We start from the raw sequence: 25,277 nt of genomic DNA, 5'->3' as shown, positions 1-25,277 counted from the left end.
CCATGATGAACAAAATGAACGGAATAGTATTTCTATTACTCTTGTCTTTTTTCTCCTGTGAGGAAAAGCAAAAAAATGAAGGGATGGTAGAAATCTCAGGAACTATAGAAAACGCTAGGGTTGGTGCAGTAATATTATCGCAGTTTACGGATAGTCGTCCTAAAGTTTTGGATACACTGGAGGTAGATAATAATGGGAAATTCAGCTATCAAGTGGAGGTAAATACTCCAACTTTTTACGAGTTGAATATGTATGGGGAAAAAATAATTCGCCTAGCTCTCTATAATGAAGATGTTGACATTTCTTATGATTTTGCAAACCCTGAAAGCTTGGTTATTAATGGATCTCAAGATTCTCAGGAAATGCAGAAAATCGAAAAATTAATGGAGTCTTACCAGACTAAAGTCAATGCCCTAAATGAGTCCTATTATCAAGCAATGGGTGAGAACAATACCGAAAAGATCAAAGAGATTCAGACTGAAGCTATGCTACTGGAGAGTAATCAATCTACGGAAGTGAAGAACGTCATCAATAGTATGGGCGACAGTTTCGCTTCCTTGGCTGCAATTGGTTTGTTAAATCCCAAAAATGAATTCCAATTTATGGATAGTTTGGTAGCTAAGCTGGATGAAATTTACCCAGAGACTAAGTCAATTATTCAGATAAAGCAGCAACTAGATGAGATGAGAGCTCTTTCTATGGGGCAAATCGCTCCGGAAATCGAGCTTCCTAATCCCGACGGGGAAGTTATTAAGCTTTCTGATCTAAGAGGAAAGTATGTTATGATTGATTTTTGGGCTGCTTGGTGTAAGCCATGCCGAGAGGAAAATCCTAATGTGGTGAGATTGTATAACCAATACAATGAGAAAGGATTTGAAGTTTTCGGGGTATCACTAGACCGTACGAAAGAGGCTTGGGTAGATGCTATAGCGGAAGATGGCTTGACTTGGACTCAGGTTTCGGATTTGCAATATTTCAATTCAGCTGCTGCGGAAACCTATCAGGTCAACGCGATTCCCGCTACATACTTAATCGATCCTGACGGAAAAATCATAGGAAAAGACCTTCGTGGGCCAAGCTTGGAGGCTAAACTTGCCGAGATTTTCGACTAAATTATTCCAAGATATCAACAAAAAACCCTTTCCGTTTTAAAATGGAAAGGGTTTTTTGTTGGGTGAAAATATGAAAGGAAGGAAGAAAAAGTACCAAACAGTCCTTCCTTTAAAAATCGTGTCATTGAAAAAGGAATAGCAAAAGTTGTTTATCACCCGGGACAAATCTAGTAAAAAGATTCAAAAGAAAAACAATCTTAAAGTTATTCCTATTCAATTAAATAGTAATTTTTCTTGATTTAGATTTAATATTCCTTGAATATTGCTAAATCATTACTAAATCATTCATTTCGCAATTTTCTCGTAACTGGCTATTACGCCTCTCACCATTGCCGAACTGAAGCCTCGATGTTCCATTTCATTTAAGCCCACAATAGTGCAACCTTTTGGGGTGGTTACTTTGTCGATTGCGGCTTCAGGGTGCATGTTTTTTTGAATCATCAACTCTGCTGCACCCTTTACAGTTTGATTTACAATTTTACTGGCAGTGACTGAGTCAAATCCAATCTGAATTCCTCCTTGGATCATCGCTCGCATAAACCTCAACACATAGGCTATTCCGCAGGCGCCCAATACGGTAGCGGCTTCCATCAGGTTTTCATCAATTGGGATAGTAAAACCTATTCCGTCAAATAACTCGGAGATAAGCTTTACTTGATCTTGATCCGCATTTTGAGAACAGATGCAAGTAATAGATTCCTGAATATCTGCAGCAATATTTGGCATTGCACGGAAGGTGATACTGTTTGAGTCAATTACCTGATACATTTCTGCCAGGGTGATCCCAGTAGCCAAAGAGATGATGATTTGATTTTTTGGATTCAGCGATGGGTTGATTTCAGTCAGAATAGGAGCGATGTTGTATGGCTTCACTCCAAGAATAATAAGATCAGCGTTTGCTGCCGCAGAGATATTGTCGCTTTGGACATTTACTCCCAAGACCGCAAAACCGCTGAGACTATCCACATGTCTTTTGGTCAACGTCAGATTTTTAGGATCAAAATCATCCCGCTTTAAAAGTCCGTTTGCGATAGAAGCTCCTAAGTTGCCACAGCCTATGATGGCTATTTTCATTTTCGAAATCATGGAAAATATAATTATTGAATGGATTTATTGCCTAAAGGTAAACAATACGACTGTTTTTATGTGAATTCATAAAATATTATGAAGGTGTGATGCTTAAAATCAAAAGCTCTGATAAATTTTTGTGACAAAATATTTTGTCATTAAGTAAAGTTTATTTTACATTTGGTCAAAACAACTTGTCTTATGAACAACAAATCTATATTACATGTGCCCTTACTTTCTCCAGGTTGGAAGAAAGTAGCGTTTTTGTTTTTTTCGCTTCCGATCCTTCTAGTCATTGGGATGGCTATTACTAGAATGGATATTAGTCCGGACGAATCTGCCCAAGTGATTTACGGTTGCTGGGCTATTGGCTTTGGCCTATTGAATCTTTCAAGGGAGAAAGATGAAGACGAGATGATTAAATCATTAAGGCTTCAGGCTTACCAAACAGGATCCTACTGGCTTATTTGGGGTGTTGGCGCATTGATGCTGATCAATTACCTGCGATTTGATAGAATTACCTCAGAGATATTCACAGCCTATTTGGTTTTGTTCCTATTGAATGCTTACGTCTATGCAGCATTTCAGTATCAAAAATTCATGGCTACCAAAGACTAACCTAAACTGACGCTATTATGCTTTCTAAAATACTCTTGCCTCATCGATTCCAGAAATTTGGATGGATTTTACTTTTGCCTTTTGCCGTCTTGCTTTTTGCAGCAACCTACTCTGGTTTTGAATTTTCATGGCTTAACATTTCATCTGCTGAATCCCAAGGGGGGATTTCTGATTTCTTTGATCCTGACAAAGAGAACTTTTCGGTTGAATTTGCAATGATTGGTGTTTTTCTCTCCTTGTTTTTGATCGCTTTTTCAAAGGAAAAAGAAGAAGATGAATACATTCAGAAGCTTCGACTGGATTCGCTTTTGGTAGCCTGCTATACCCATACATTTATCTTAATCATCGCAACCTTAATGCTCTATGGTTTTGGGTTCTTGGAATTCATGGGCTACAACCTCTTTACTATTCAACTTATTTTCATCGGACGATTCAAATGGGTTCTTTACAAGCAGGGGCAATCTACCCTTGCTTTTTGATATAGGTTCGATGAAAAACACCATAAAAATTGAACGCGCCCGACATAATATGACGCAGCAGGATCTGGCGGAAAAAGTCAGCGTGTCCAGGCAAACAATCAACAGTATAGAAGCTGGGAAGTATGTGCCTTCTACAGTCCTTTCTTTGAAGATTTCTAAGGTTTTTGGAATTGGGCTTGAAGAGATTTTTGAATTGGAAGAGGGGGATTAGCTGCTTCACTTATATTCTGCGCTGTTAACCAGTCATTTGTGTTTTTCATGAGTAATAGCTGCCCATTTCTATAATGCAGGTTGTAGTTTGATTCGAGAAAATAGTTTTCTTGCGGGTAAATTATTCGGCTATGAAAAGGAAATTATTTTTGCTGATCAAGTTACTGATCATTTCACCGTTGGGATACGCTCAGATTAATATGGAGGATTCAACCGTACAGGTTATTGCATACTGGGATTTAGGAGAAATAACTTCCTATTCTATGGTGCTAGAAAATATTACTGTAAACGGTGAAGACACAACATTTCATGGCACTACTTCTTATTTGGTAGATATGGAGATATTGGATTCAACTGATGTTGAATACACTGTAAAATGGACTTATAGAGATCTTCAAAATTCGTTTGGGCCAGGTAATGAATCACTCGAGGAAGTAGCAAACAGAGCAAGGGATATTGAAGGAGGGGATGTGGTGATTTTTAAAACCAATAACCTTGGGACATTCAAAACTCTGGTTAATTGGGAGCAAATACGCGATTATTATGATAAAGTAAGGGAGCAGTTATTAGTTGATTTTGATACACTTCCTAATGTAAATCAGCTCGTTGATTCCATGTATGGGGCAAATCAAACACAATCGCAGGTACAACTATCTAGCACCAAGGACGTATTCCAATTTTTGAATTATCACGGGGCAAAATTACGTTTAAACGAGCCTTTAACAGGTAAAATGAAGCTCCCCGGATTGTATGATCGAGGCTTAGTAGATGGGGATTTTTTTGTGGAATTAGAAGAGATTTTCGAAGAAGATAACGATTTCAGACTTGTTTCTTTTGTAGAAGCAGACGCTGAGCAATTAGTAGCTCAAACTCGGGAACTACTTAAGGCCTTTATTCCCGATAGCTCGGATGATGATATTGATACTTTAATGCTTCAAGCAGGAGAAATCACCAACACAAGAGAAGATGTAACAGTGATGCATGGTTGGGGTTGGCCAATTTATTCGCAACAGGTTAGAAGAACAACAGGAAACGGAGTGGTAAATTGGGAAATCCGAACTATTGAAATTTTATAAAAGTCCTTTTTGGAATACCATTTGCATTTTTCTCAGGGTAAAAAGACTCAAAAGTCTTACCTTCGTCGTTTTAGATAGAATCCCTTTTTGATGCCTAAACTTATTCGAATAACCACCGTTCCGATTTCTCTCAAATTATTGCTTGCAGGGCAAATGAAGTTTATGAGAGAGCAGGGTTGGGACCTATTGATGGTAAGTGCAGATGGTAGAGAGCTTCCAAAAGTAATCAAAGAAGAAGGAGTTAGGCATGAGGTCATTCCATTTACACGAAAAATCACTCCATTTCAAGATTTAAAATGCCTGTGGCAATTGTATCAGTTGATCAAAAAAGAGCAGCCTGATATTGTGCACACGCATACCCCAAAAGCGGGATTGTTGGGGATGATTGCTGCAAAATTAGCTGGTGTGAAAGTGAGAATTCATACACTGGCTGGAATTCCATTCATGGCGGCCGAAGGAGGAAAGAAAAGTCTTCTGGAAAAAATGGAGAAGATTACCTACAGCTATGCGACTGAGGTTTGGCCTAATTCCAATGGGCTTAAGAATTTCGTGGTTGAAAATGATCTCTGTCCCTCAGAGAAATTGACTGTAATCGGTAGAGGCTCATCAAATGGGGTAGATTTGGATAAGTTCAACCGAGGAGTTCTCAAAGAAAATCACTTGGTGGCAGCCACCATGCGCATACTTCCTGGCGAAGATGATTTTATCATTTTATCAGTTGGTCGATTAGTTAGAGACAAGGGCATTCAGGAATTGGTGGATGCTTTTTTGAGTTCCAAGATTGTGGGTAAGTCCAAACTGGTACTTCTTGGAAGTTTTGAACAGGACCTAAATCCGCTCAGTCCTGAGACTATTAAAATCATTATCGATCACCCTCGGATCGTACAGATAGACTGGTCAGATCATGTCGCGCATTATTTGGCGCTTGCCGATGTATTGGTTCACCCTTCACATCGTGAAGGCTTTCCAAATGTGCTTTTAGAAGCTGGTGCGATGCAGTTACCAGTGATTTGCTCTGATATTATTGGAAATACCGATCTCATTACCCAACAAAAGACAGGATTAATATTTCCGGTGAAAGACGTAGCTGTTTTAAAAGAAGCAATGGAATTTGCTTTTGTAAAGCGGGACAAAATGACCCAGATGGCTATGACATTGTATGATGAAGTGGTTTCAAATTATAACAGACCTCAAGTTCACCAAGAAATTTTTGAAAGATATCAAACCCTTCTTGGGGCGGTCAGTCCGTCCGAATGACTTATATTTAAGCCTTCATCACCTAATAAAATTCTTTTATGAAATACCTGGTTACCGGAACTGCTGGATTTATTGGATTTCACGTCGCTAAAAAACTTTTGGAGAGGGGAGACGAGGTAGTTGGTCTGGATATCGTCAATGATTATTACGACATCAATCTGAAATATGCCCGTTTGGCCAATATGGGAATTCAGCGTGACTTGGTGAAAAAAGGTGAGCTAGTGCAATCCGATACTGTGCCCAGTTATAGATTTATTCAGTTGGATTTATCGGTGAAGGAGCCCTTGCTAGCGCTTTTTGCCCAAGAGAAATTTGATGTAGTGATTCATCTGGCAGCTCAGGCTGGTGTTCGATATTCCTTGACTCATCCTGAGGTATATATAGAAAGCAATATTATTTCCTTTTTGAATATCATTGAGTGCTGCAGATTTCATCCTGTCAAGCATTTGGTATATGCCTCTTCCAGCTCTGTCTATGGCTCGAACGAGAAGATGCCTTTTTCCACTTCAGACTCTGTAGATCATCCTATCTCTTTGTATGCAGCATCGAAAAAGTCAAATGAGCTGATGGCACATACTTACAGCCATCTCTTTAATATTCCAACGACCGGTTTAAGATTCTTTACCGTTTATGGGCCATGGGGAAGACCTGATATGGCTTTGTTCCTTTTTACAGAAGCTATTTTGAAAGGAGAACCTATTCAGGTATTCAACCATGGTAATATGAAGCGAGACTTCACTTACATAGATGACATCGTGAAAGGAGTTCTAAAAGTAGCCGATAGACCCGCCAGTCCAAATGCTGATTTTGATTCGCAGAAACCAGATCCGGGAAGCTCCAAAGCACCTTATAAAGTTTATAATATTGGTAACTCATCTCCGGTTTTATTGATGGATTACATTCATGCGGTAGAAAAGGGATTAGGTAAGGAGGCCAAAATGAATCTGCTTCCTCTTCAGCCAGGTGACGTGCCAGCTTCCCATGCGGAAGTATCTGATTTGGTGAGAGATACTGGGTATAAACCTGATACCCCAATCGAGCAAGGGGTAAGATCTTTTACCGAATGGTATTTAGACTATTACAAAAAATAAGTTCTTTTCGAGCAGGCCTCAGGTTTTACTTGATGAATGATAATTGAGCATAAATAGTAACTCATGAAAAAATCAATCTTGATCACAGGGGGGGCCGGATTCATAGGCAGCCACCTGATTCAACTTTTTGTTCAAAAATACCCTCAGTACAAAATCATCAATCTGGATGCCTTGACTTATGCAGGTAATTTGGAGAACTTGAAAGCAGTAGAGGGAGCTTCAAATTATGTTTTTGAAAAAGCAGATATCCAAGATGCAAATGCCCTTTCAGCTATTTTTGAAAAGCATCAGATCACCGATGTAATCCATCTGGCAGCAGAGTCGCATGTAGATAGATCCATCACGGATCCATTAGCTTTTGTGAAGACCAATGTTTTTGGAACGGTCAACTTGTTAAATACGGCCAAGGAATATTGGAAGGGAAACCTTTCGGATCATTTGTTTTACCACGTTTCCACAGATGAAGTTTACGGATCCCTTGATGACGATAGCTTCTTTTTGGAAACCACTGCTTATGATCCTCAGTCTCCTTATTCAGCATCCAAAGCAGCCTCAGACCATTTTGTACGAGCCTATGCCAATACCTACAAAATGAAAACCGTGGTTTCTAATTGCTCAAACAATTATGGACCAAATCATTTCCCTGAAAAACTCATCCCGCTTTGCATCAATAACATTAAGAATTCCAAACCGCTACCAGTTTATGGCAAAGGGGAAAACGTTCGAGATTGGCTATTTGTGAAAGATCATGCCAGAGCGATTGATACGGTGTTTCACAATGGAAAACCTGGGGAAACGTACAACATCGGTGGCTTCAATGAGTGGAAGAATATTGATATAGTGAAATTGCTTTGTGCCAAAATGGATCAGAAGCTTGGGCGAGAAGCCGGAACTTCTGAAAAGCTAATCACTTACGTCCAGGACCGTGCAGGCCATGACCACCGCTATGCGATAGACGCCACCAAGATCCAAAAGGAGCTAGGCTGGGAGCCAAGTCTGCAATTTGAAGAAGGAATTGAAATTACCATTGATTGGTATTTGAACAATCAGGAGTGGCTGGATCATGTGACATCTGGAGCGTATCAAGATTACTATTCTCAGTTATATGAAAATAGATAAGAAGCTTTAGTCTAAAAGAAGCGTTTGGAATAGCACTCAAAAGTTGGACGGATAAAGAATAGTTTAATTGAGTGTTAGAGCTAGGAATTAGGCCGATTGTTGGTATCAAAGTTCCAACCTAGATCTAGGGTTTTACCTATGATATTATTTTTTGATTACTCTATTGATTTTGAGGTCAATCGTAGACCCACCAGTCAGGTATAGTACTTGTCCAATCCCGGCCTGCTGCTCGACCTTCACAGGATAGGCATTCTGCTGGATATTGATTGGTGGGTTTTCCGGGAATGAATTCACAGATCGGCTGCAAATAAATAGGAGAAATCTCAGAGGTCACAAAGAATCTCGAAACTGATGATTTTGCAACCTCAAAAAAGCCAAGTACAAGCTCATTTGGATTTTCAGTATTCGTGATGTTCCCAAATACCGGAGCGGGCGGTATGTCAAAAAGGGAGCCTTTGTTGTTAATGACAATATTGATTTGTTGCCAGTATTCAAAAGCCTCTCTGTTGATGCTTAACTGTTTGACTGTTACAAAATATGGGAATAGGAAGGCATTGTCGAATTTCCTGATAGCCAATAATCTCTCTGTTTGCCGACTTGAAGTGACTGTCCCGTCAAATAAATTTACTCGTGTTGGATCCATGACATCAAAAATAAAACAGGGTGGAGGCGGAGGGGTGCCAGGAGGAATCCAGAGTAGCTGCCAATAATGTCCTTCCTCCACTATCCACCGGAGGAATAGCTGGTCTTTGGTTTCCGGTATTTCTGATTTAGCGAATACCTTAAAAACATGCTCATCCAGTGAGGATCTGAACGGTTCATACGCAACTTGGTAGCTTAGACTGTCCTTGCCAACAACCTTCGGCATTTCTTGAAATTTTGACCTATATGTCACTCCTTCCAAAACCACCTCTAAAGCATAACTTTTTCCTTCTGTTGATTTCACCCCTTGCAATTCATAAACACCGTTTCCTTTGCTGAAATATGGTGCTTTTCCTTCCCCTTCGGTCAGTAAATAAACGGCTGCATTTGAAACACCTTTGGGACGAAAAGCCAAAGGTGCGGAGGTGCTGATATTGACAATATGATTATCATCAATATCCGTAAACAATCCATAGATGATTAATTGTCCCTCCTGTGTTTCCTGCCAAAAATCAAGTGGTTCAATACAAGAGAAGTGTACCGAAAGCAGAGAAGCAAGGCAGGTAAGTAGGGTCAAATTTGAATAAAAGTCCTTTTTCATCTTATGATATTATCCTTGCCCAAACCCCAAAAATCTCAATCAAACTCCCACCAATCAGGTGCGTCATTTGTCCAACTTCTGCCTTGGGCCCGCGCTTCGCAAGACTTGCATTCAGCGGCATACGAATCTTCAGGTTTATTTTGAAAATACTGACAAGGATCCACAAGAGAAAATGGGACATCTGCACGTGTTGTATAAATCCTGGTCACCTTGGTTTTGGCAACTTCAAAATACCCCAAGACTCTTTCATTTTGGTCTTCTACATTGGAGATGTTTCCATACACTGAAGCAGGGGGGATATCAAATAAGGATCCTTGATTATTGATCACAGCTTCTATTTTTTCCCAATACTCATAGGCTTCCCGATTGATGCTGAGTTGTTTGACGCTCACAAAAAATGGATATAGAAAGGAATTGTCCACTAATCTTTTTGCTAATGCAAAATTTCCTTTTCGGGTACTGCTACCCGAACCGTCAAATAAATTGAGTCTATTGGGCTCAATGACATCCGATATAAAACAAGGCGGGGGAGGTGGAGGAGGAAATCCCGTCCCCGGTAAATAGACCAAAGGCCAAAAATATGTCTCTTCCACCGTCCATCTCAGGTAGATCGGATCTGTCGAATTAGGCAGTGTTGTCTCCGAATTCACCGTGAAAACCGATTCCGGAGCCTCAGTCCTAAATGGTTCTTTATTAAATTCAAAACTGATTACATCATCGGCAAGAAGCTCAGGAATCTTCTCATAGTTTGACCGGTAGACTTTATCCTCCAGCAGTACCTCGATGGCATAACTTTCTCCTTCTAGTGCAGCAAATCCTTCTAAGAAATACTCTCCTAATCCATTATGAACGTATCTAAATCTGTCTCCAGATGCTGTTAATAAGGAAACCCTAGCATCCCTAATTTCCATTGGCCTGAGACCAATAGCTGAAGTTTTAGATACTGTGACGACTTGTCTTTCATTCACATCGGTCAAAAGTCCATAAATTACCAATTGTACTTCTTGCTTATCTTCCAAAAACTCAAGTTTGTCAATACAGGAAAATGGTAAAAAAAAGTAAAAAGATAATACCACAAGGAGCCGGACAGATTTTTTAGTGCGTGAGATCATTTGCCAAAAGAAACAGTGTAAGTGAATGATGGAAAAGCGGTGCCCAAAATTGAAATCTGATAAGGTACCAATCGTTGGTTTCTGCCTTCTCTTTGAAAAAATACCGAATAGGCATTTCTGCGACCTGTGAGGTTGTAGACACTGAAATTGATCTTGTCATCCCATTTTCTTACAAACCCATTGGTGAGGTAAGAAATGTCTATTCTAAAATAGTTTGGTATCCTGAATTCATTTCTGTTCCCAAAATTTGGAACAAAAATCCCTCCGACCACATAGTTAGATGTAAGCCCTGTTACAGGCCTGCCCGACGAAAAGTTGAAATTTGTATTGAAAGTCCGTCCCCTTCCGATATGGATGTTGGTGACAAGAGAAATGTTATGCGGTTTATCAAAATTGGTAGCAAACCAATTGCCCTGATTAACCTGAATTTCTGCAAAATTAGAGGTGGTTCTTATTAATGACCTGGTATAGGTATAGGCTAGCCAACCTGTGATACCACCGCTATTTCTTTGGATCAATACTTCTGCACCATAAGATTTGCCTTTCCCTTGGATCAGTTCGGTCTCTAGGTGCGGATTTGCAAACAAATCAGCAAAATCCCGGTACTCCAATTGGTTGTCCGTAGTCCTGTAAAAGCCCTCGAGAGAGGTAGACCACTCATCTTCTTTGAAGTTTCGGAAGTATCCTAAAGAAGCATTTTGGGATCTTTGTGGTAGGATATAGGTTGTGCTTAGCTGCCAAAGATCTATTGGCGTCGGGCCTGTAGCATTGGAGATGGTTTGAAGGTATTGGTTCATGACCGAATAGCCGCCTTTGATAGAACTGGAGTTGCCAAAAGTCCAGCGGAAGGAGAACCTTGGTTCAAAGCCACTGAACCTCACCACTTGTCCGCTTTCTATGTAATCAACTCCTTCAATTGTCAACCTAGACATTGGAACTCCTTCTTGATATCTATAGACTGAATCCGGTCCTTGTTGTATATAATTTGAATACCTGATGCCTCCTGATATAGAAAAGTTTTCTGATGGATTCCAATCAGCTGATACAAAGGGTGCATATTCTAATCCTCTTTCTTTCTGAATTGTTTGCGCAGCAATCCCTGACTCTTCTGTAAGAGGACTGAGCGATTCTGGCCTCATTTGGTATTGGACAGCTTCTGCGCCGAAGTTGATGTCCACCTTTTCGAGCGTTAACAAACCGGTTATTTTTCCTTGGAAATAGTAAAGTCCATTATCAATTTTGGATGGGTCTACTTCAGATGGTTCAAAAAAACCATTGTTGAATGACCCAAAAGCTGCCAAGCCGACCAGAGAGAAATTATCGGTCACTAGGTTTCGGCTGGTTAAAGACCCGACGAGATTGTCCCATTCAAACCCAAACTTATTGGAAAACCTGAAGTAATCTCCGGTATTCAGCAGGTTGAAATCAAGGCTGTTATTCTCAGAAAATTGGTGGGAGATACCCAGGTAAAAATCGTGGAAGTTAATCTTACTATTTTGGACATCAACTTCATTTGCATTCTCCAAAAGCCAATTGGCATTAGATAACCTTGAGGCAAATATCATTGAAGTCTTTTCTGGAACGATAGGCCCCTCTACCAGGAATTTGCTGACCGAAGTTCCCAAAGAAGCACTTCCTTTCCAGTTTTCTCTGTTACCTTTTCTCATTTCAATGTTCAATGCTGAGGCACTCCTTCCCCCAAAGTAGCTCGGCACTGTTCCTTTATACAAGGTGAAATTTTGGAGCGCATCCCCATTAAATGATGACAGAAAACCCAATGCGTGGCTGTTACTGAGCACTATGGCCTCGTTCATCATGATCAGGTTTTGATCTGCCTGACCGCCCCTAATATTCATTCCTGCAGAACCTTCGCCTACAGAAGTCACTCCCGGCATGGATTGAAGCACATTGAACACATCAGCCTCCCCCAAAAATGCCGGCACAAGTTTTATCTCATCGATGTTCATTTTGGTGACACCGGTAATCGGACTCCGGATATTTCTGTCGCGCTCCTCTGCCTGTACCGTAAATACCTCTAATTCAAAATCGCGATCGGCTAGCGTTACGTCCAATTGGCCGTCTCCAAATAGTAAAACAATATAATGAGCTGGTTTTTTTCCAAACTCCCGGAAAACGAGCCGGTGTTTTCCTGAATCAAGCGTAAGGGCATATTGCCCCGCTGCATCGGTATTGTTTCCGGCAAAGATTCCGTCTATATGAATGGCAACACCTGCCAGTGGTTCGGAAGTCTCTAATTGAGTGACCTTGCCTGTTATAAAGTATTTTGATCTTTTGGGATTATTTCCCTGTTCAAAACTGACTTCTGTAAATTCAGTCTGCGCGTAACTTGGTTGGAAATGCATAGCCAACAAGGACATGAGCATCAGAAATAAAAGATGAGGTTTGAATTCTATATTTTTAAGGAATAGACTTTCCTTTAGTAGTTGAAAAAAATGTAGCTGTGCGATTTTCACTTGCTCGATTTTGGGTTATGTAATTGAATTGGCACTTCATCTATTTATCCAAATTCAAGATTGACTTTTTGAAATTCCTGAATTGTTGAACCTAGCAATAGAAAATTAACCTTTGATATGGGACAAGCTAAATTTCTAAACTCATTTGAACAACTAGTTGCTTACCACATGCAAGGATCAGAGGAATAGTAAATTATGTAATTCGGGCGGAGATAAAAAGAAATTTTATTTCATACAAGCTTGATCATCCTCGAAAGGCGTTTCACAAAATGCCATGGTAGAGATAGTCAGGCATTTTTTCTATAAATGATCGACGGCGACTTAAAGCATTAGAGCCTTATTTTCTGTAGTGGCCTCTATTGTTTTGCCTAAAGCTAAAACAGTATTTCCTGTAAGGTTCCTACGGCAGCTAATCGTTACGCTAGGACTGAACCGAAGCAACACACAGACCACGGGGTTGAAAGTTCGAGATTACAAATCTCGAATAGCATGTGATTTCAAACACAGTCATCAAACCTTCAATCCCATTTATTTTTTATCCTGTACTTTTAGTATTATGTATATCCGCTTTTCTGCCAGTAAATAGATAAAAGCAACAAAGGAAGTGATTAAAGCTAGCATAGTGGCTACTTCGGTCATCGGTCATCGGTCTTCTGTCCCTCAAACCAAAGAAAAAAAGGCTACTGGCATCATTGCGGATAACCACATAATTATTTTTAATATTCATCAAACCCAAAAAAAGACCCATGAACCTAGCTGCCATAGATATCGGAACCAATTCCATTCACATGATTATAGTCAAAGTCACCTCAAGGCAAAGCTATGAGGTGTTGGTTCAGGAGAAGGAAATGGTCAAACTCGGTGTTGGGGTTTTTGCAAATAAGGTAATCAGTCAGGAAGCATTTGACAATGGCCTGCAAACCATCTCCAGGTATGTGCAGCTTGCCGACCAATATGGGGTGGAGCATATCATCACTGCAGCTACCTCCGCCACTCGTGAAGCCAAAAACGGCAGGGAATTTTTAGACCGATTGATCCAGGATGTGGGATTGTCGCCCCAGTTGATCTCCGGAAAAGAGGAATCCAGACTGATTTTTTTGGCAGTGAACAAAACCATAGAGCTAGGAAAAGAAAATGCGATGGTCCTTGATATCGGCGGTGGAAGTACTGAGGCAGTGGTTGGAAATCGGGAGGAAGTACTCTTCACGAGCAGTATGAAATTGGGTGTCCTGAGACTTTTAGATCTGATAGGAAATCAGAATCCCCTGGACAGAACACAGCAAAAAGACCTGAAAGAACATATCTGTTCCATTGCCGGAAAAATTATCCCAAAAGCTTCACAGGTTGGTTTTTCCAAGGTAGTCGGCACTTCAGGTACCATCCGGACCTTAGGAGAGGCAGTTTTGGCACTAACAAATAAAACGATCATCAGCTCCGTCAATGCTGAAGTGGTCAAAATAAAGGATCTGGAAAAAATCATAACTCAGCTTCTGGCACTTGAGCCTGAGAAAAGATCAGCCATTCCCGGCATCAGTGCCAACCGCGTAGATGCCATCCATCTGGGGGGACTGTTGCTTTTGGAATTGCTGAAAATGTCCAAGGTGGATGAAATCACCCTTTCGGATGCTTCCTTGAGGGACGGATTGATCATAGACTATTTGGAGAAAAATGGCCAGAAACTAGACCGCCAAGAGCAGGGTAAAGATGTCCGGGAAAGCAGTTCGCTGATGATGGCCTCTCGCTATGATACAGATATAGCCGAGAAAAGGCATATCTCGAAGTTGGCGCTTCAGCTTTTTGACCAGCTAAAGGCCCTACACGGTCTGGAGGATTCCAGTAGGGAGTTGCTGCACCATGCAAGCCTCATCTATGATATAGGTCAGTTTGTGAATTTCAAGGATTTCCATAAGCATTCCAGGTATTTGATTTTGAAGGGAAGGCTGAGGGGCTTCAACAATGATGAACTCACTATACTAGCCCATCTGTCCAGATACCACCGAAAATCCGGTCCAAAAAAACGTCACAAAAAATTCAAAAAGCTGGATAAGAATTTACAAAGATTGGTCAGAGGACTTTCAGGAATTCTGAGGGTTGCGGTAGGCTTGGATAAAACCAAAAATCAATGGGTGGAAAACGTCTATTGCATCCCTACTGCCGAAAAGCTGACCATCAAACTCTTCGGGGAAGAAAGCCTGGATCTGGAGATCTGGGAAGCGCAGCGTTTTTCGGATACCTTGGGAAAATTCTTAGGATTGGAAGTGGAGATTGTGAAAGGGTGAGGCGATAGCTGAGCGGAGGGGAAGGGAGGATAGCAATCATTTCGATGCCTCCAGCCCCAATAGGAATCGGGGCAGGAGACAATTCAACGGAATTCAATTACAGGTAGCAATTTAAACGACACTAGTTGAATAGGAATGTGGCTTTAGCCCATTCATTTGAGATTTGGTTATAGGATAAAACGGCTTTAGCCAAATTATTTTCTACGCTTAGGCTAGCGCTTTACTCCTAGCGGGGGTATAAAAGAATTAAGCATTATACTTAAAGAGTGAAACTTCAGTAGTAAAGTGTGAAGATTAAAGCTCGGCGAATGAACGTTGAGAATATTAGTATGAATCTCCGAGCAAATAGGTTAAAGCTTGAGGATTAAAGTATAAAATCTCGAGCAAATAGGTTCAAACTTCAGGATTAAAGCATAAAACTTCGAGCAAATAGGTTCAAACTTCAGGATCAACACATGAAACTTCGAGCAAATAGGTTCAAGCTTGAGGATCAACATATGAAACTTCGAGCTAAAAGGGTGAATCTTCAGGTAAATAGGTTGAAAAATGGGAAGTGACTGAATTGGGGATTCTTTGGTATCTAGAAAGGAGGGGCTGATTGAGGTTGATTATTGTTAAAGGCGTTTTATACCAATTTAAATTGGATAGGACATTAGGGTGAATTTAGAAACTTCACCCAGACACAAAATCGATTTGACTACGCTTAGATAACGATCTGACTACACCAAGTAGGGAAAATGACGGTTCGCCAAAACTAAGAAAGGTCTGGGATGTGTATTGGTCTGTGAGACACAGACCACGGGGTTGGCTTTCTATTTAATGTCATACTTTTTCTCACGTTGTTTAAATGCTTCATTACCTCCTTCGAGTATTTCACAGACGTGTTCTTTAATTCCTTGTCTCTCTAAAATAATGTTAATTTTTGCATCAGTCTCTTTCGTGTTTTCCAAACTACCTGTGATATATTGAAATTTAGTTCCGTTTCTATTCTTGGTGTCAATACCATTTTGATTAGCAACAATTACTTGCTCTGAATCAGCACCTACCACGATATTTGGATTATGCGTTACCACAATTATTTGTCTTTCTTTTTTCTTCTTTTTCAGATACTTAACCAACTCTTTATAAATTGCCCTATTATCTAAATCGTCTTCTGGTTGGTCAATTAAAATTGGACAATCTTTATCACTAAAGTCTAACAGCAACATAAGAACAACAAAGGCTTTTTTTCCTTCTGACATTTGATTAAATGTGTCTTCATAAAGAATTTTGTAGGAAATTTGAAAGAAATTTGTAGCCATTAATTTTAATGCTAAACCCAAATGTTCATTTCCGCCCTTTAATGTAATGTTAGCATTTAAGAGTTTCTCAAAAATCTCATTTGTAAGTTTAAAATAGTCTTCTACTTTATTCTCAATAGGAGTATTTACTATCCTTTTTCCTTCGTCACTTTGCTGATTGATACTCCAGTTAAGAAGTTCCTTGAATTCATTCGATTTTAATTTTGGGAAAGCTAATATTTCTAGTTTACCCTCTGAAATTTTAAGGCTTTCTTTTATTTCTTCAATTTTGATATAAAAGTTCCTATGTGCTTGTTTTATAGAGGTTTTAAAACTGTCAATTTGTAAAATAAACTCTTCTATTTCTTTTTTAATTAACGTTATGTCGGCAAGCTTGTCTCTTTGATTTTTGAGTTTCTCCTCAACTTCCTTGTATTGTTTGTTATTCTTGAAAGCTTCAATCCCTTTTATAAAATTTGGATTTTTTTCAATCTCGTTTATTGCTTCGCTGTTTGCTTTGACAATTACAGAGTTTTTTAAAGATATTTTATCAATTTCAGATTCCCATTCATTCTGAAATTTTTCTCTAAGCTTTTCAAAGGAAGATTTAATGTCACTTCTGTTTGCATCTGAGAGTGAAACTATATCAAAGTCTATGTCTTTATTAAGGAAAAACTTCTCCTTTAATGCTTGTATTTTTGAGATTTGAGTATTGTAGGTTTCGTTAGTCTTTGTAAGCTCCTCTAATTGCAATTTTAACTTGTTATATTCTTCAAGTTCTTGTTCGGATATTTGAATTTTTAGTTTTAGCTCTGAAAGTTCTTTAGTCAGTTTTTCGATTTCATTTTTAATTCCTTTTTCATCCCCTTTTTCTTTAAGTTTTAGCTTTCGCTTGATTAAATCTTCTTGTAATTGAAAGAGTTTGTTGATTTTTGTTGTTATATCAGAATTGTTTTCGCTTGAAAAGGAATCATAGTTTGTTATTAACTGATTTTTTACGATATCCTGTTTAATAATTTCCTCTACTAATTTATCCAGTTCTCCATCTTTGTTTTTGGCTAATTGATACATATAGCTTTGTGGAAAATACTCTATATTTCTGTCGTTGTTTTCAACACCATCTTTCCAAGTAATGGAAAGACCAGAAACTATTGCGTTAACAAAGTCGGTGTATTCTTGATTGCCAAATTTTACAGGTTTATCACAATTTAATTTCTTTGCAATTGCTCCAAGCAAAACGGATTTGCCTGTTGACCTTCCGCCTATTATACAGTTAAGGTTTTGATTTAAGTATAAAGTTTGATGTGTAAAATCACTATGAGTGATGGTTACAGAATCAATTGCCTGATAACCTGCTTTTTCTTGTGGTTTAATTTGCTCAATAATTACTCTCTCATCAGGTTCGTAATCAATTTGCTTTAGACCATTAAATGTTGGGTCTGCTTTTATCCAAGTATGGCAATGATAATTTTCAATTGACTTTTTATTTCCATTTTCGTCAAATTCATATGAGTCTAAATATTTGAATGAATGAATGTCTAGTGAATGAAGTAATTTTTTATTTCCAAACTCATTAAGCCAATTTTGATTTTTTTCATTTGATTCAATATTATTACTGAAAAATGCTTTGACTTGTGAATATAAATGGTCTTTTAAAGGTTTAAGCTGTTGATTTTTTTCCAGATTGCTCCATTCTTTATATCCAAGGAATAGAAAAGTTTTGTCCTTCCAAGCAGTTGAATTTACAAGTTCTAAAACTTCTTCTGTTGAAGGTATTAGTGATTCAAAGCCGTCTTTTACTGTTCCGCCTATTTCAGAAAATTTTTCTTTTGAGAGTTTTTTAGTTTTATGAGCTTCTAATTTCGAAATCTTTATGTTGTCGATAAATTCTTCACGTATTTTCTTTATTTCATCCTCTAGTTTTGATTCATCTATATCAAATAAAATATGTAAATTAATTTTTTGAAGTCTGTTTTCATTTCCGCTTCCAAAGGTGTCAATTCGAAACTCAAGAATTGGAAATATTTTTTCAAGGTTTTTCAATCTTCCTTTGGCTTTATAAGCCATTACTTTCTCATACCCATCAATGAAATAGTAATCAGTTATACCAATCACTTTCACATCTTCTAGTAGGTTTTCTAAGCAGTTAATAAACTTGTCCCAATTCTCAGGAGTATTTTTATAGTCTTGACATATTGATTCAGGAGTATGGATATGTAAATCCCAAATTCTCCATTCCGAACCCCTTACAATTTTTGTCATAATTTTATTTTTTACGGTGTCTTTAAGCTTGCACCCAACTTGTTTATTGTTACGGTAAAACCGTCTTTACTTTTCTGTTTTGGAACGATAGATACGGTTTTACCCTTCTTTTCTGATTCCCAAGATCCGAACTAAACCCTCCTTTTCTATACCCTACACAGGGTATATTTTACAGAATCCGCACCTAATTTCACTTCACCGCCTTCTCCACCACTCCTTTTCCTCCCACCACTGGAAGAGTCAGTACCGTTCCATCAAGATCTATGGTCAGTTCTGTACCTGGCTTGGGAAGTAAGGTGTACTCGGCATCGGAGGAGAAGATCATCAGGCCGATCTGCTGTCCTGCGGGGATGATCTGATCGTCTGGCTGTAGGTCGAAGGTGACCTCGTAGAATGTGCCTGGGACTAGAGGTTCTCCTTTGCGGATGGAAGCATGGTTTTGTGGATCTGCCCAGCCTCGGGTAATGATGTTGTCGGTGATTTTGGTATTTCTCCCTTCGGTCCATGGTAGGGAAACTAGCCACACAGATAGGTTGGCGGCTGGTTTATTCGATGCCAGTTTCACGGTGATCTTAGGAATTCCAGAAATATGTATCGATTCGGTAAGCACCGGGCTGAGGTAGAGCAGTCGGTGCTCGGTGTAGTCTGCCTGCGCCAAGGCTGATCCTGTGAAGGAGTAGTTGTCCACCAGGGTTTCTTGTTTGGCAGTAGTCTTTTTCTCCAGACCCATGCTTCCCGCTTCAGGAGCTCCAGGGCTTAGGTAGAAGTTCACATCCGAAGCCGCAGGATTTGGGAAGTCAGCATAGGCAGTTGGATTGCTTTGCTCGTCCCGCTCTCGGACGATGTAGGCTTTGGGTCCTTCTTCCACGCCGTTGTCTACGCCATGCAGGTACTTGGTAAACCATTGATTCATCATAGAGAAAGGAGGTGGGCCACCATGTCCATTTTGGTGGTAGTAGATTTTGGCAGGAATCCCTTTGGCGCGAGCCGCATCGTAGATTCTATAGCTGTGCTCAGGCATCACGTTCCAGTCGTTGAAGCCATGCGACATCAGCAGGGCCGCTTTCATAGGTTCCATGTCATTGAGGTAGTCACGGCCAGCCCAGAAGTCATTGTAGTCGCCTGTGATTCTATCCAAGCCCTGAGCCATTTCGGTATCGCGAACTGTCTTGTTGTTGTAAGCTCTTTTGGACTCGTCGCCGCTATGGATGAAGTCATACAAGACATCAATATCCTCGCCCAGGTATCCTCCCGGTGATCGGACCAGTCCATTGGATCGGTAATAGTGATAATAGGAAGTATTGGGAGCGATGGGGATAATGGCTTCCAGGCCCTTTACGCCAGTAGTTGCCGCAGCCAATGGGAGCGTACCATTGTAGGAAGTTCCGGTCATGCCTACTTTCCCAGTGGACCAGAATGCCATCACTTTCTCATTTCCATCGGGCGTGGTGTAGCCATTGTCTTTGCCAGTGAGCCATTCGATCACGGCCTTCGGTGCCAAAGATTCATTGTCTCCGCCGACAGTGGGCGAACCTTGAGAAAGTCCGGTGCCAGGAGAGGAGGAGTGCACCACAATGTAGCCACGGGGAACCCAATTCATAATTTCCGAATTGGAAATAATCGGCCGTTTTCCTGTGCGAACTACTTCGGTTTTATTTCTTGGCTTTGCTGGCTCTCCAAGTTCATGCTTTACATCCCAAAAGATAGGAGCATTCCCGGCAGTTCCTGCATAATAGGGGCTGCTGGCATAGACCACAGGAAGCTTGAGGCCTTCTGTTTCGGTTTGCAGCGGTCGGGTCACATCCACATGCATTCTATCCATTCTGCCATCTCCATCCGTATCAAATTCCGTTTCTACCCAGAGGTCCGTTCGGATCCAGTTGGAGGAATCTTTCAGTTCCGGGATGATTTGGGCTTCTCCGTTTTCAAAGATGGGTTTGACCTGGGCGAGAAGATTGGAGGTTCCTATGAGTAAGATTAGGAGAAAAAGTAGGGAGGTTTTGAAGGATTTCATAAAGTGGAATTTGATAGGAAGTCAAGATAGTTGATTATGTGTTTTGCTGCAATTGGTTTATTGTTGGATGTGGGGTGACCGATGTTCGATGTTGGTTGGTAGGAGAGAAGAGAGAATGAAGAAAAGAGATTGGAGAAGGAGATAGGGTGAAGGAGGTGAATTTGGATTGGTAGCGTAGGTTAATAAAAAGGAAATACCGGTCGTGCCTTTGGCACTCTTGTGATTTTTTGTGTTTCGTTACCCCCGAATTTCGCTACGCTGCATTCGGGGCTGATATGGGTTTTGCCTTTGGCAAAATGCTTTCGCGTCAATGCGAGGATTTAAATCGAATCTTAAGGTTCCGAACCCTTGCCAACGGCATAAATTTATAGGTAATTACTGATCGTGCCTTTGGCCTCTTGTGATTTTTTGTGTTTCGTTACCCCCGAATTTCGCTGCGATGCATTCGGGGCTGATATGGGTTTTGCCTTTGGCAAAATGCTTTCGCGTCATTGCGAGGATTTAAATCGAATCTTAAGGTTCCGAACCCTTGCCAACGGCATAAATTTATAGGTAATTACCGATCGTGCCTTTGGCACTCTTGTGATTTTTTGTGTTTCGTTGCCCCCGAATTTCGCTTCGCTGTATTCGGGGCTGATATGGGTTTTGCCTTTGGCAAAAGAGCTTTCGTGTCAATGCGAGGATTTAAATCGAATCTTAAGGTTCCGAACCCTTGCCAACGGCAAGGCTAATAATAGCCCAGAATGCAATTCTGGGTTTCAATTATATTAGACATTTTTTAAGAGTGCCAAAGGCACGATCGGTATTAAACAAACCTCATTTTTTTATTGGGTTCACCTTACTTTGGTCATCAATAATCAGTCAAGTGTCATTACCAATATAATCATGGTAGAACCATAAATTCTATGCTGAGCATGGCCGGGGAATGGCTGGAGTTTGTGACTTTTGGGGGGAGTCAGGAGTAGTTTGCTGAGCTTTACGAAAATTACTCAGTTCAAGTCCAAGTCGATTTTCGGGATTTTTTTTGTGGTATTGATCTAAGTCATTTATGCTCCTATTTTTTACGGGTGGTTTTGGAACGCTTTTGGATTTGGTTTTCTTTGTTAAAAAACTAATCACTATGCATATTAAGTTGGCAAAGCCTTTTTATGGGCTTTTTCTTTTGATGATAGGTAGCAGTGGAGTCTTTGCTCAAACAGGAAGATTCCAGCAGGCAGCTGATTATCAAATGGACGTCAATATGGACGTCAAAACCAATCAATACACTGGAACACAAGTGTTGGTTTACACCAATAATTCACCTGACACGCTTCATCGTGTTTTTTATCATTTGTATTACAATGCTTTTCAGCCAGGTAGTATGATGGATGAAAGATCCAGAAGCATCGCTGATCCTGACCGTAGAGTAGGGGATCGCATCAGCAAATTAAAGCCAGAAGAGATAGGTTATTTGAGAGTAAATAGCCTGACCATGAATGGTAAAGATGTTGATTTTGAAGAGGTAGGGACGATTTTGGAGGTAGAGCTTACAGAGCCAATTCTACCAAATTCGGACGCTACATTTGAAATGTCTTTCAACGGTCAAGTACCGCTACAGATCAGAAGATCAGGTCGTGACAGTGAGGAAGGCGTGAGATATTCTATGTCACAATGGTATCCTAAAATGTCTGAGTATGACGAGCAAGGATGGCATGCAAATCCTTACATCGGTCGTGAATTTTATGGTATTTGGGGAGATTTTGATGTGAAAATCACCATCGATAAAACGTATGTGATTGGTGGAACGGGTTATTTACAAAATCCAAATGAAATCGGTCATGGCTATGAAGATGCAGGTGTAACAGTGCCTGAGCCGATAGGAGAGAACCTGACCTGGCACTTCAAAGCTCCGCAGGTTCACGATTTTATGTGGGCAGCAGATCCTAAATACCGTCACGATAAATTCCTGATGGATAATGGGATAACTGTCCATCACCTGTATATTCCTGAAGATGGTGCTACCGAAAACTGGGAGAAACTGATGGAGTACACGCCAAAGGCAATAGAATTTATGTCTGAGCATTTTGGTCAGTATCCCTACAAGCAGTACTCAGTAATACAAGGTGGCGATGGTGGAATGGAATATCCTATGTCTACGCTAGTGACTGGTGGTCGTAACCTAAATAGCCTAGTAGGTGTAATGATTCACGAGTTGGGCCATAGCTGGTTTCAGGGTGTCATTGCTACGAATGAGGCGCTATACCCATGGATGGACGAAGGATTTACTAGCTACGCGGCTTCCCTTACTTCTTCTGCTATTTTCAGACCAAGTGAAAACCCACTTAGAGGTTCTTATGCAGGATATTATCGATTGGTGAGTTCTGGTAAAGAAGAGCCGATGAGTACGCACTCAGACCATTACCATACAAACTCAGCGTATAGTGCGGCAGCCTACTCTAAAGGTGCTGTATTCATGGCTCAAATGGGTTACATTATTGGTGAAGAAGCTAGGGATAGAGGGATACATAGGTATTTCAATACGTGGAGATTCAAACACCCAAATGTGAATGACTACATCCGTATTATGGAAAAAGAGAGTGGCTTGGAATTGGATTGGTACAAAGAATACTTTGTGTATACTACCAAGACGATTGATTATGGAATAAAAGCTGTAAAAGCCCAAGGTGACAAAACTGAAATCACACTTGAGCGAATTGGTCTGATGCCGATGCCTATAGACTTGGTGATTACCTACAAGGATGGTACTTCTGAGATGGTTTATTTGCCTTTGGAAATAATGAGAGGTGAAAAGGCCCCTGAAGATGGAGCGCCGACTAGAGTGATTTCTGAAGATTGGCCATGGACAAATCTTACCAAGACAATTACAGTGAATAAAAAATCAGATCTGATTAAATCTATCGAGATTGATCCTAGCAAAAGGCTAGCAGATATAGCTCAAGAAAACAATAAAGTGGAGTTTTAAACTCCACTTTCATTTCATTTTGCACAAAAAAAGGTGACTGTTTAGTCACCTTTTTTTATTGTTGGAATCAACCTGCGTTCTTCATGTCTTGAACTTCTTTTCTGATGTCTTGAGCCATGTTCTTCAAGTCTTGCATTCCTTTTCTTACGCGAGTACCAGCTGCCTGATTTCCTTTGTCGTAGAACTTTTCAAAATCGTCTTTAAGAGAATTAACCAGTTCGCTTACTTCACTAAATTTGCTCATAGTAAAAGTGTTTTTTTAAAGTTGATGATAAGTTTATTTGTAATTCAATATAGCCCAAATACTTGCTAATTCAATCCTGAGGGCATTTTTTTTGAATTATTTTTATTCACCAACCGAAATAGCAAACTCGGAATTTTTATAAACACCGCTTGTTAATTTCTCTTTTATCGCTGCAAATGCTGTGATAGTTTCTTTTACATCTTCCAAAGTATGGACAGCCGTAGGAATCAATCTCAAGATAATCATTCCTTTAGGTATCACTGGGTAAATCACTACAGAACAGAAGATACTGTAGTTTTCTCTCAGGTCCTTAGTCAAAGCTGCTGCTTCACCTACGGTACCATTAAGTACTACCGGGGTTACTGGAGAATTTGATTTGCCTGTGCTAAATCCATTCTCATGAAGCCCATCTCTAAGTGCATTGACAATTGTCCAGAGATTGTCTTTAAGCTCAGGCTGAGTTCTCAGTAGCTCGAGACGCTTCAACGCACCTTTCACCAAAAGCATAGGCAGAGACTTAGCAAAAATCTGAGAACGCATATTGTATCTCAAGAACAAAATCACTTCTGGATCACCAGCGATGAATGCGCCAATGCTAGCCATAGACTTAGCAAAAGTGGAGAAATAAAGATCCACCTGGTCTTGTACACCTTGTTCTTCATCTGTACCTGCACCGGTTTTACCCATAGTACCAAAGCCATGCGCATCGTCGATCAACAATCTGAATTCAAATTTCTTCTTTAGCTCAACGATTTCTTTCAGCTTGCCTTGATCTCCAGTCATTCCGAAGACTCCTTCAGTAATCACGAGGATTCCTCCGCCGGTTTCATTTGCAAGCTTGGTGGCTCTTTCTAGCTGCTTTTCGCAGTTTTCAATATCATTATGAGGGAAAACGTAACGCTTACCCAAGTGCATTCTAAGTGCATCAATAATACATGCATGGCATTCAGAATCATAGACTACAACATCTTTTCTGTCTAGAAGTGAATCTATGACAGACATAATTCCTTGGTAACCGTAGTTCAATAAATAAGCTTTCTTCTTGTTTACAAAAGCTGCCAATTCATCTTCTAATTGCTCGTGAAGTGTAGTTTGTCCTGACATCATACGCGCGCCCATCGGATAGGCTGCACCATATTCAGCGGCCGCATCAGCATCAGCTTTACGTACTTCAGGATGATTTGCTAGGCCTAGGTAATTATTCAAACTCCAGGTAAGAACATTTTTTCCCTGAAACTTCATTCTAGGGGCAATTTCACCTTCAAGTTTGGGGAAAGAGAAATAGCCGTCAGCAAATTCAGAGTGCTTGCCCAAAGGGCCCATGTTCATTTTTAATTTTGCAAATAGATCCAAAGTGTTTCGAATTTAAGTGATAAG

At 40.2% G+C, this 25,277-nt stretch carries 18 protein-coding genes; 10 read left to right on the top strand and 8 right to left on the bottom strand.

What is annotated here, in order from left to right:
• Window positions 1-2 precede the first annotated feature (2 nt).
• A complete protein-coding gene (locus tag LV83_RS08595; RefSeq protein WP_317046665.1) occupies window positions 3-1,112 on the top strand; it encodes a TlpA disulfide reductase family protein in 1,110 nt (369 codons plus the stop codon).
• A gap of 285 nt (window positions 1,113-1,397) precedes the next feature.
• Here the strand turns inward: LV83_RS08595 and proC are convergent, their stop codons facing one another.
• Window positions 1,398-2,198 (bottom strand): pyrroline-5-carboxylate reductase, encoded by an 801-nt coding sequence (gene proC / locus LV83_RS08590; protein WP_111611138.1) that lies wholly within the window; start codon window positions 2,196-2,198, stop codon window positions 1,398-1,400.
• Window positions 2,199-2,381: 183 nt separating this feature from the next.
• On the opposite strand from proC, the gene LV83_RS08585 reads away from it, so the two are divergent.
• The 7 genes from LV83_RS08585 (at window position 2,382) to rfbB (ending at window position 8,030) form a co-directional block, all read left to right on the top strand.
• A complete protein-coding gene (locus LV83_RS08585) occupies window positions 2,382-2,798 on the top strand; it encodes a hypothetical protein (protein WP_111611137.1) in 417 nt (138 codons plus the stop codon).
• Between the two features lie 17 nt (window positions 2,799-2,815).
• The gene (locus LV83_RS08580) at window positions 2,816-3,277 is read left to right on the top strand and encodes a hypothetical protein (RefSeq protein ID WP_111611136.1); all 462 of its coding nucleotides are present in this window, start codon (window positions 2,816-2,818) and stop codon (window positions 3,275-3,277) included.
• 10 nt (window positions 3,278-3,287) lie between these two features.
• Window positions 3,288-3,488 carry a helix-turn-helix transcriptional regulator gene (locus LV83_RS08575; RefSeq protein ID WP_111611135.1) on the top strand — a complete coding sequence of 67 codons (201 nt, stop codon included), beginning with the start codon at window positions 3,288-3,290 and terminating at the stop codon, window positions 3,486-3,488.
• Between the two features lie 130 nt (window positions 3,489-3,618).
• Complete coding sequence (locus LV83_RS08570; RefSeq protein WP_111611134.1) at window positions 3,619-4,563, top strand: hypothetical protein; 945 nt, start codon at window positions 3,619-3,621, stop codon at window positions 4,561-4,563.
• Window positions 4,564-4,653: 90 nt separating this feature from the next.
• A complete protein-coding gene (locus LV83_RS08565) occupies window positions 4,654-5,820 on the top strand; it encodes a glycosyltransferase family 4 protein (RefSeq protein ID WP_111611133.1) in 1,167 nt (388 codons plus the stop codon).
• Between the two features lie 38 nt (window positions 5,821-5,858).
• Window positions 5,859-6,911, top strand: a complete 1,053-nt coding sequence (locus LV83_RS08560; protein WP_111611132.1) for an NAD-dependent epimerase — start codon at window positions 5,859-5,861, stop codon at window positions 6,909-6,911.
• Window positions 6,912-6,974: 63 nt separating this feature from the next.
• Entirely contained in the window at window positions 6,975-8,030 is a 1,056-nt protein-coding gene (gene rfbB / locus LV83_RS08555; RefSeq protein WP_111611131.1) for a dTDP-glucose 4,6-dehydratase, read from the top strand.
• A gap of 175 nt (window positions 8,031-8,205) precedes the next feature.
• On the opposite strand, the gene LV83_RS08550 is transcribed toward rfbB, so the two are convergent.
• The 3 genes from LV83_RS08550 to LV83_RS08540 all read right to left on the bottom strand — a co-directional run bounded on the left by LV83_RS08550 (window position 8,206) and on the right by LV83_RS08540 (window position 12,859).
• Entirely contained in the window at window positions 8,206-9,273 is a 1,068-nt protein-coding gene (locus LV83_RS08550; RefSeq protein WP_111611130.1) for a DUF4249 family protein, read from the bottom strand.
• Between the two features lie 35 nt (window positions 9,274-9,308).
• Window positions 9,309-10,292 (bottom strand): DUF4249 domain-containing protein, encoded by a 984-nt coding sequence (locus LV83_RS08545; RefSeq protein WP_158530540.1) that lies wholly within the window; start codon window positions 10,290-10,292, stop codon window positions 9,309-9,311.
• 89 nt (window positions 10,293-10,381) lie between these two features.
• Window positions 10,382-12,859, bottom strand: a complete 2,478-nt coding sequence (locus LV83_RS08540; protein WP_146613701.1) for a TonB-dependent receptor — start codon at window positions 12,857-12,859, stop codon at window positions 10,382-10,384.
• Window positions 12,860-13,605: 746 nt separating this feature from the next.
• Here LV83_RS08540 and LV83_RS08530 point away from each other — a divergent pair.
• The gene (locus LV83_RS08530; RefSeq protein ID WP_111611126.1) at window positions 13,606-15,138 is read left to right on the top strand and encodes a Ppx/GppA phosphatase family protein; all 1,533 of its coding nucleotides are present in this window, start codon (window positions 13,606-13,608) and stop codon (window positions 15,136-15,138) included.
• A gap of 812 nt (window positions 15,139-15,950) precedes the next feature.
• Here LV83_RS08530 and LV83_RS08525 read toward each other — a convergent pair.
• Together LV83_RS08525 and LV83_RS08520 are read right to left on the bottom strand one after the other, a co-directional pair.
• Window positions 15,951-18,680, bottom strand: a complete 2,730-nt coding sequence (locus LV83_RS08525) for a TrlF family AAA-like ATPase (RefSeq protein WP_111611125.1) — start codon at window positions 18,678-18,680, stop codon at window positions 15,951-15,953.
• Window positions 18,681-18,870: 190 nt separating this feature from the next.
• Complete coding sequence (locus LV83_RS08520) at window positions 18,871-20,694, bottom strand: Xaa-Pro dipeptidyl-peptidase (RefSeq protein WP_111611124.1); 1,824 nt, start codon at window positions 20,692-20,694, stop codon at window positions 18,871-18,873.
• Between the two features lie 1,165 nt (window positions 20,695-21,859).
• Here LV83_RS08520 and LV83_RS08515 point away from each other — a divergent pair.
• Entirely contained in the window at window positions 21,860-23,656 is a 1,797-nt protein-coding gene (locus LV83_RS08515; protein ID WP_245947029.1) for a M1 family metallopeptidase, read from the top strand.
• Window positions 23,657-23,723: 67 nt separating this feature from the next.
• Here the strand turns inward: LV83_RS08515 and LV83_RS08510 are convergent, their stop codons facing one another.
• Both LV83_RS08510 and LV83_RS08505 read right to left on the bottom strand, forming a co-directional pair.
• Window positions 23,724-23,900, bottom strand: a complete 177-nt coding sequence (locus tag LV83_RS08510) for a histone H1 (protein ID WP_111611123.1) — start codon at window positions 23,898-23,900, stop codon at window positions 23,724-23,726.
• Window positions 23,901-24,002: 102 nt separating this feature from the next.
• Window positions 24,003-25,253 carry an aminotransferase class I/II-fold pyridoxal phosphate-dependent enzyme gene (locus LV83_RS08505; protein WP_170124563.1) on the bottom strand — a complete coding sequence of 417 codons (1,251 nt, stop codon included), beginning with the start codon at window positions 25,251-25,253 and terminating at the stop codon, window positions 24,003-24,005.
• Window positions 25,254-25,277: the final 24 nt, after the last annotated feature.

The sequence above is a fragment of the Algoriphagus yeomjeoni genome, from assembly GCF_003259505.1.
In the GTDB taxonomy this organism is placed as follows: Bacteria; Bacteroidota; Bacteroidia; order Cytophagales; family Cyclobacteriaceae; genus Algoriphagus; species Algoriphagus yeomjeoni.
Note: the sequence above shows the minus strand (reverse complement) of the source record. Positions and strands in the feature narration are given on the sequence as shown.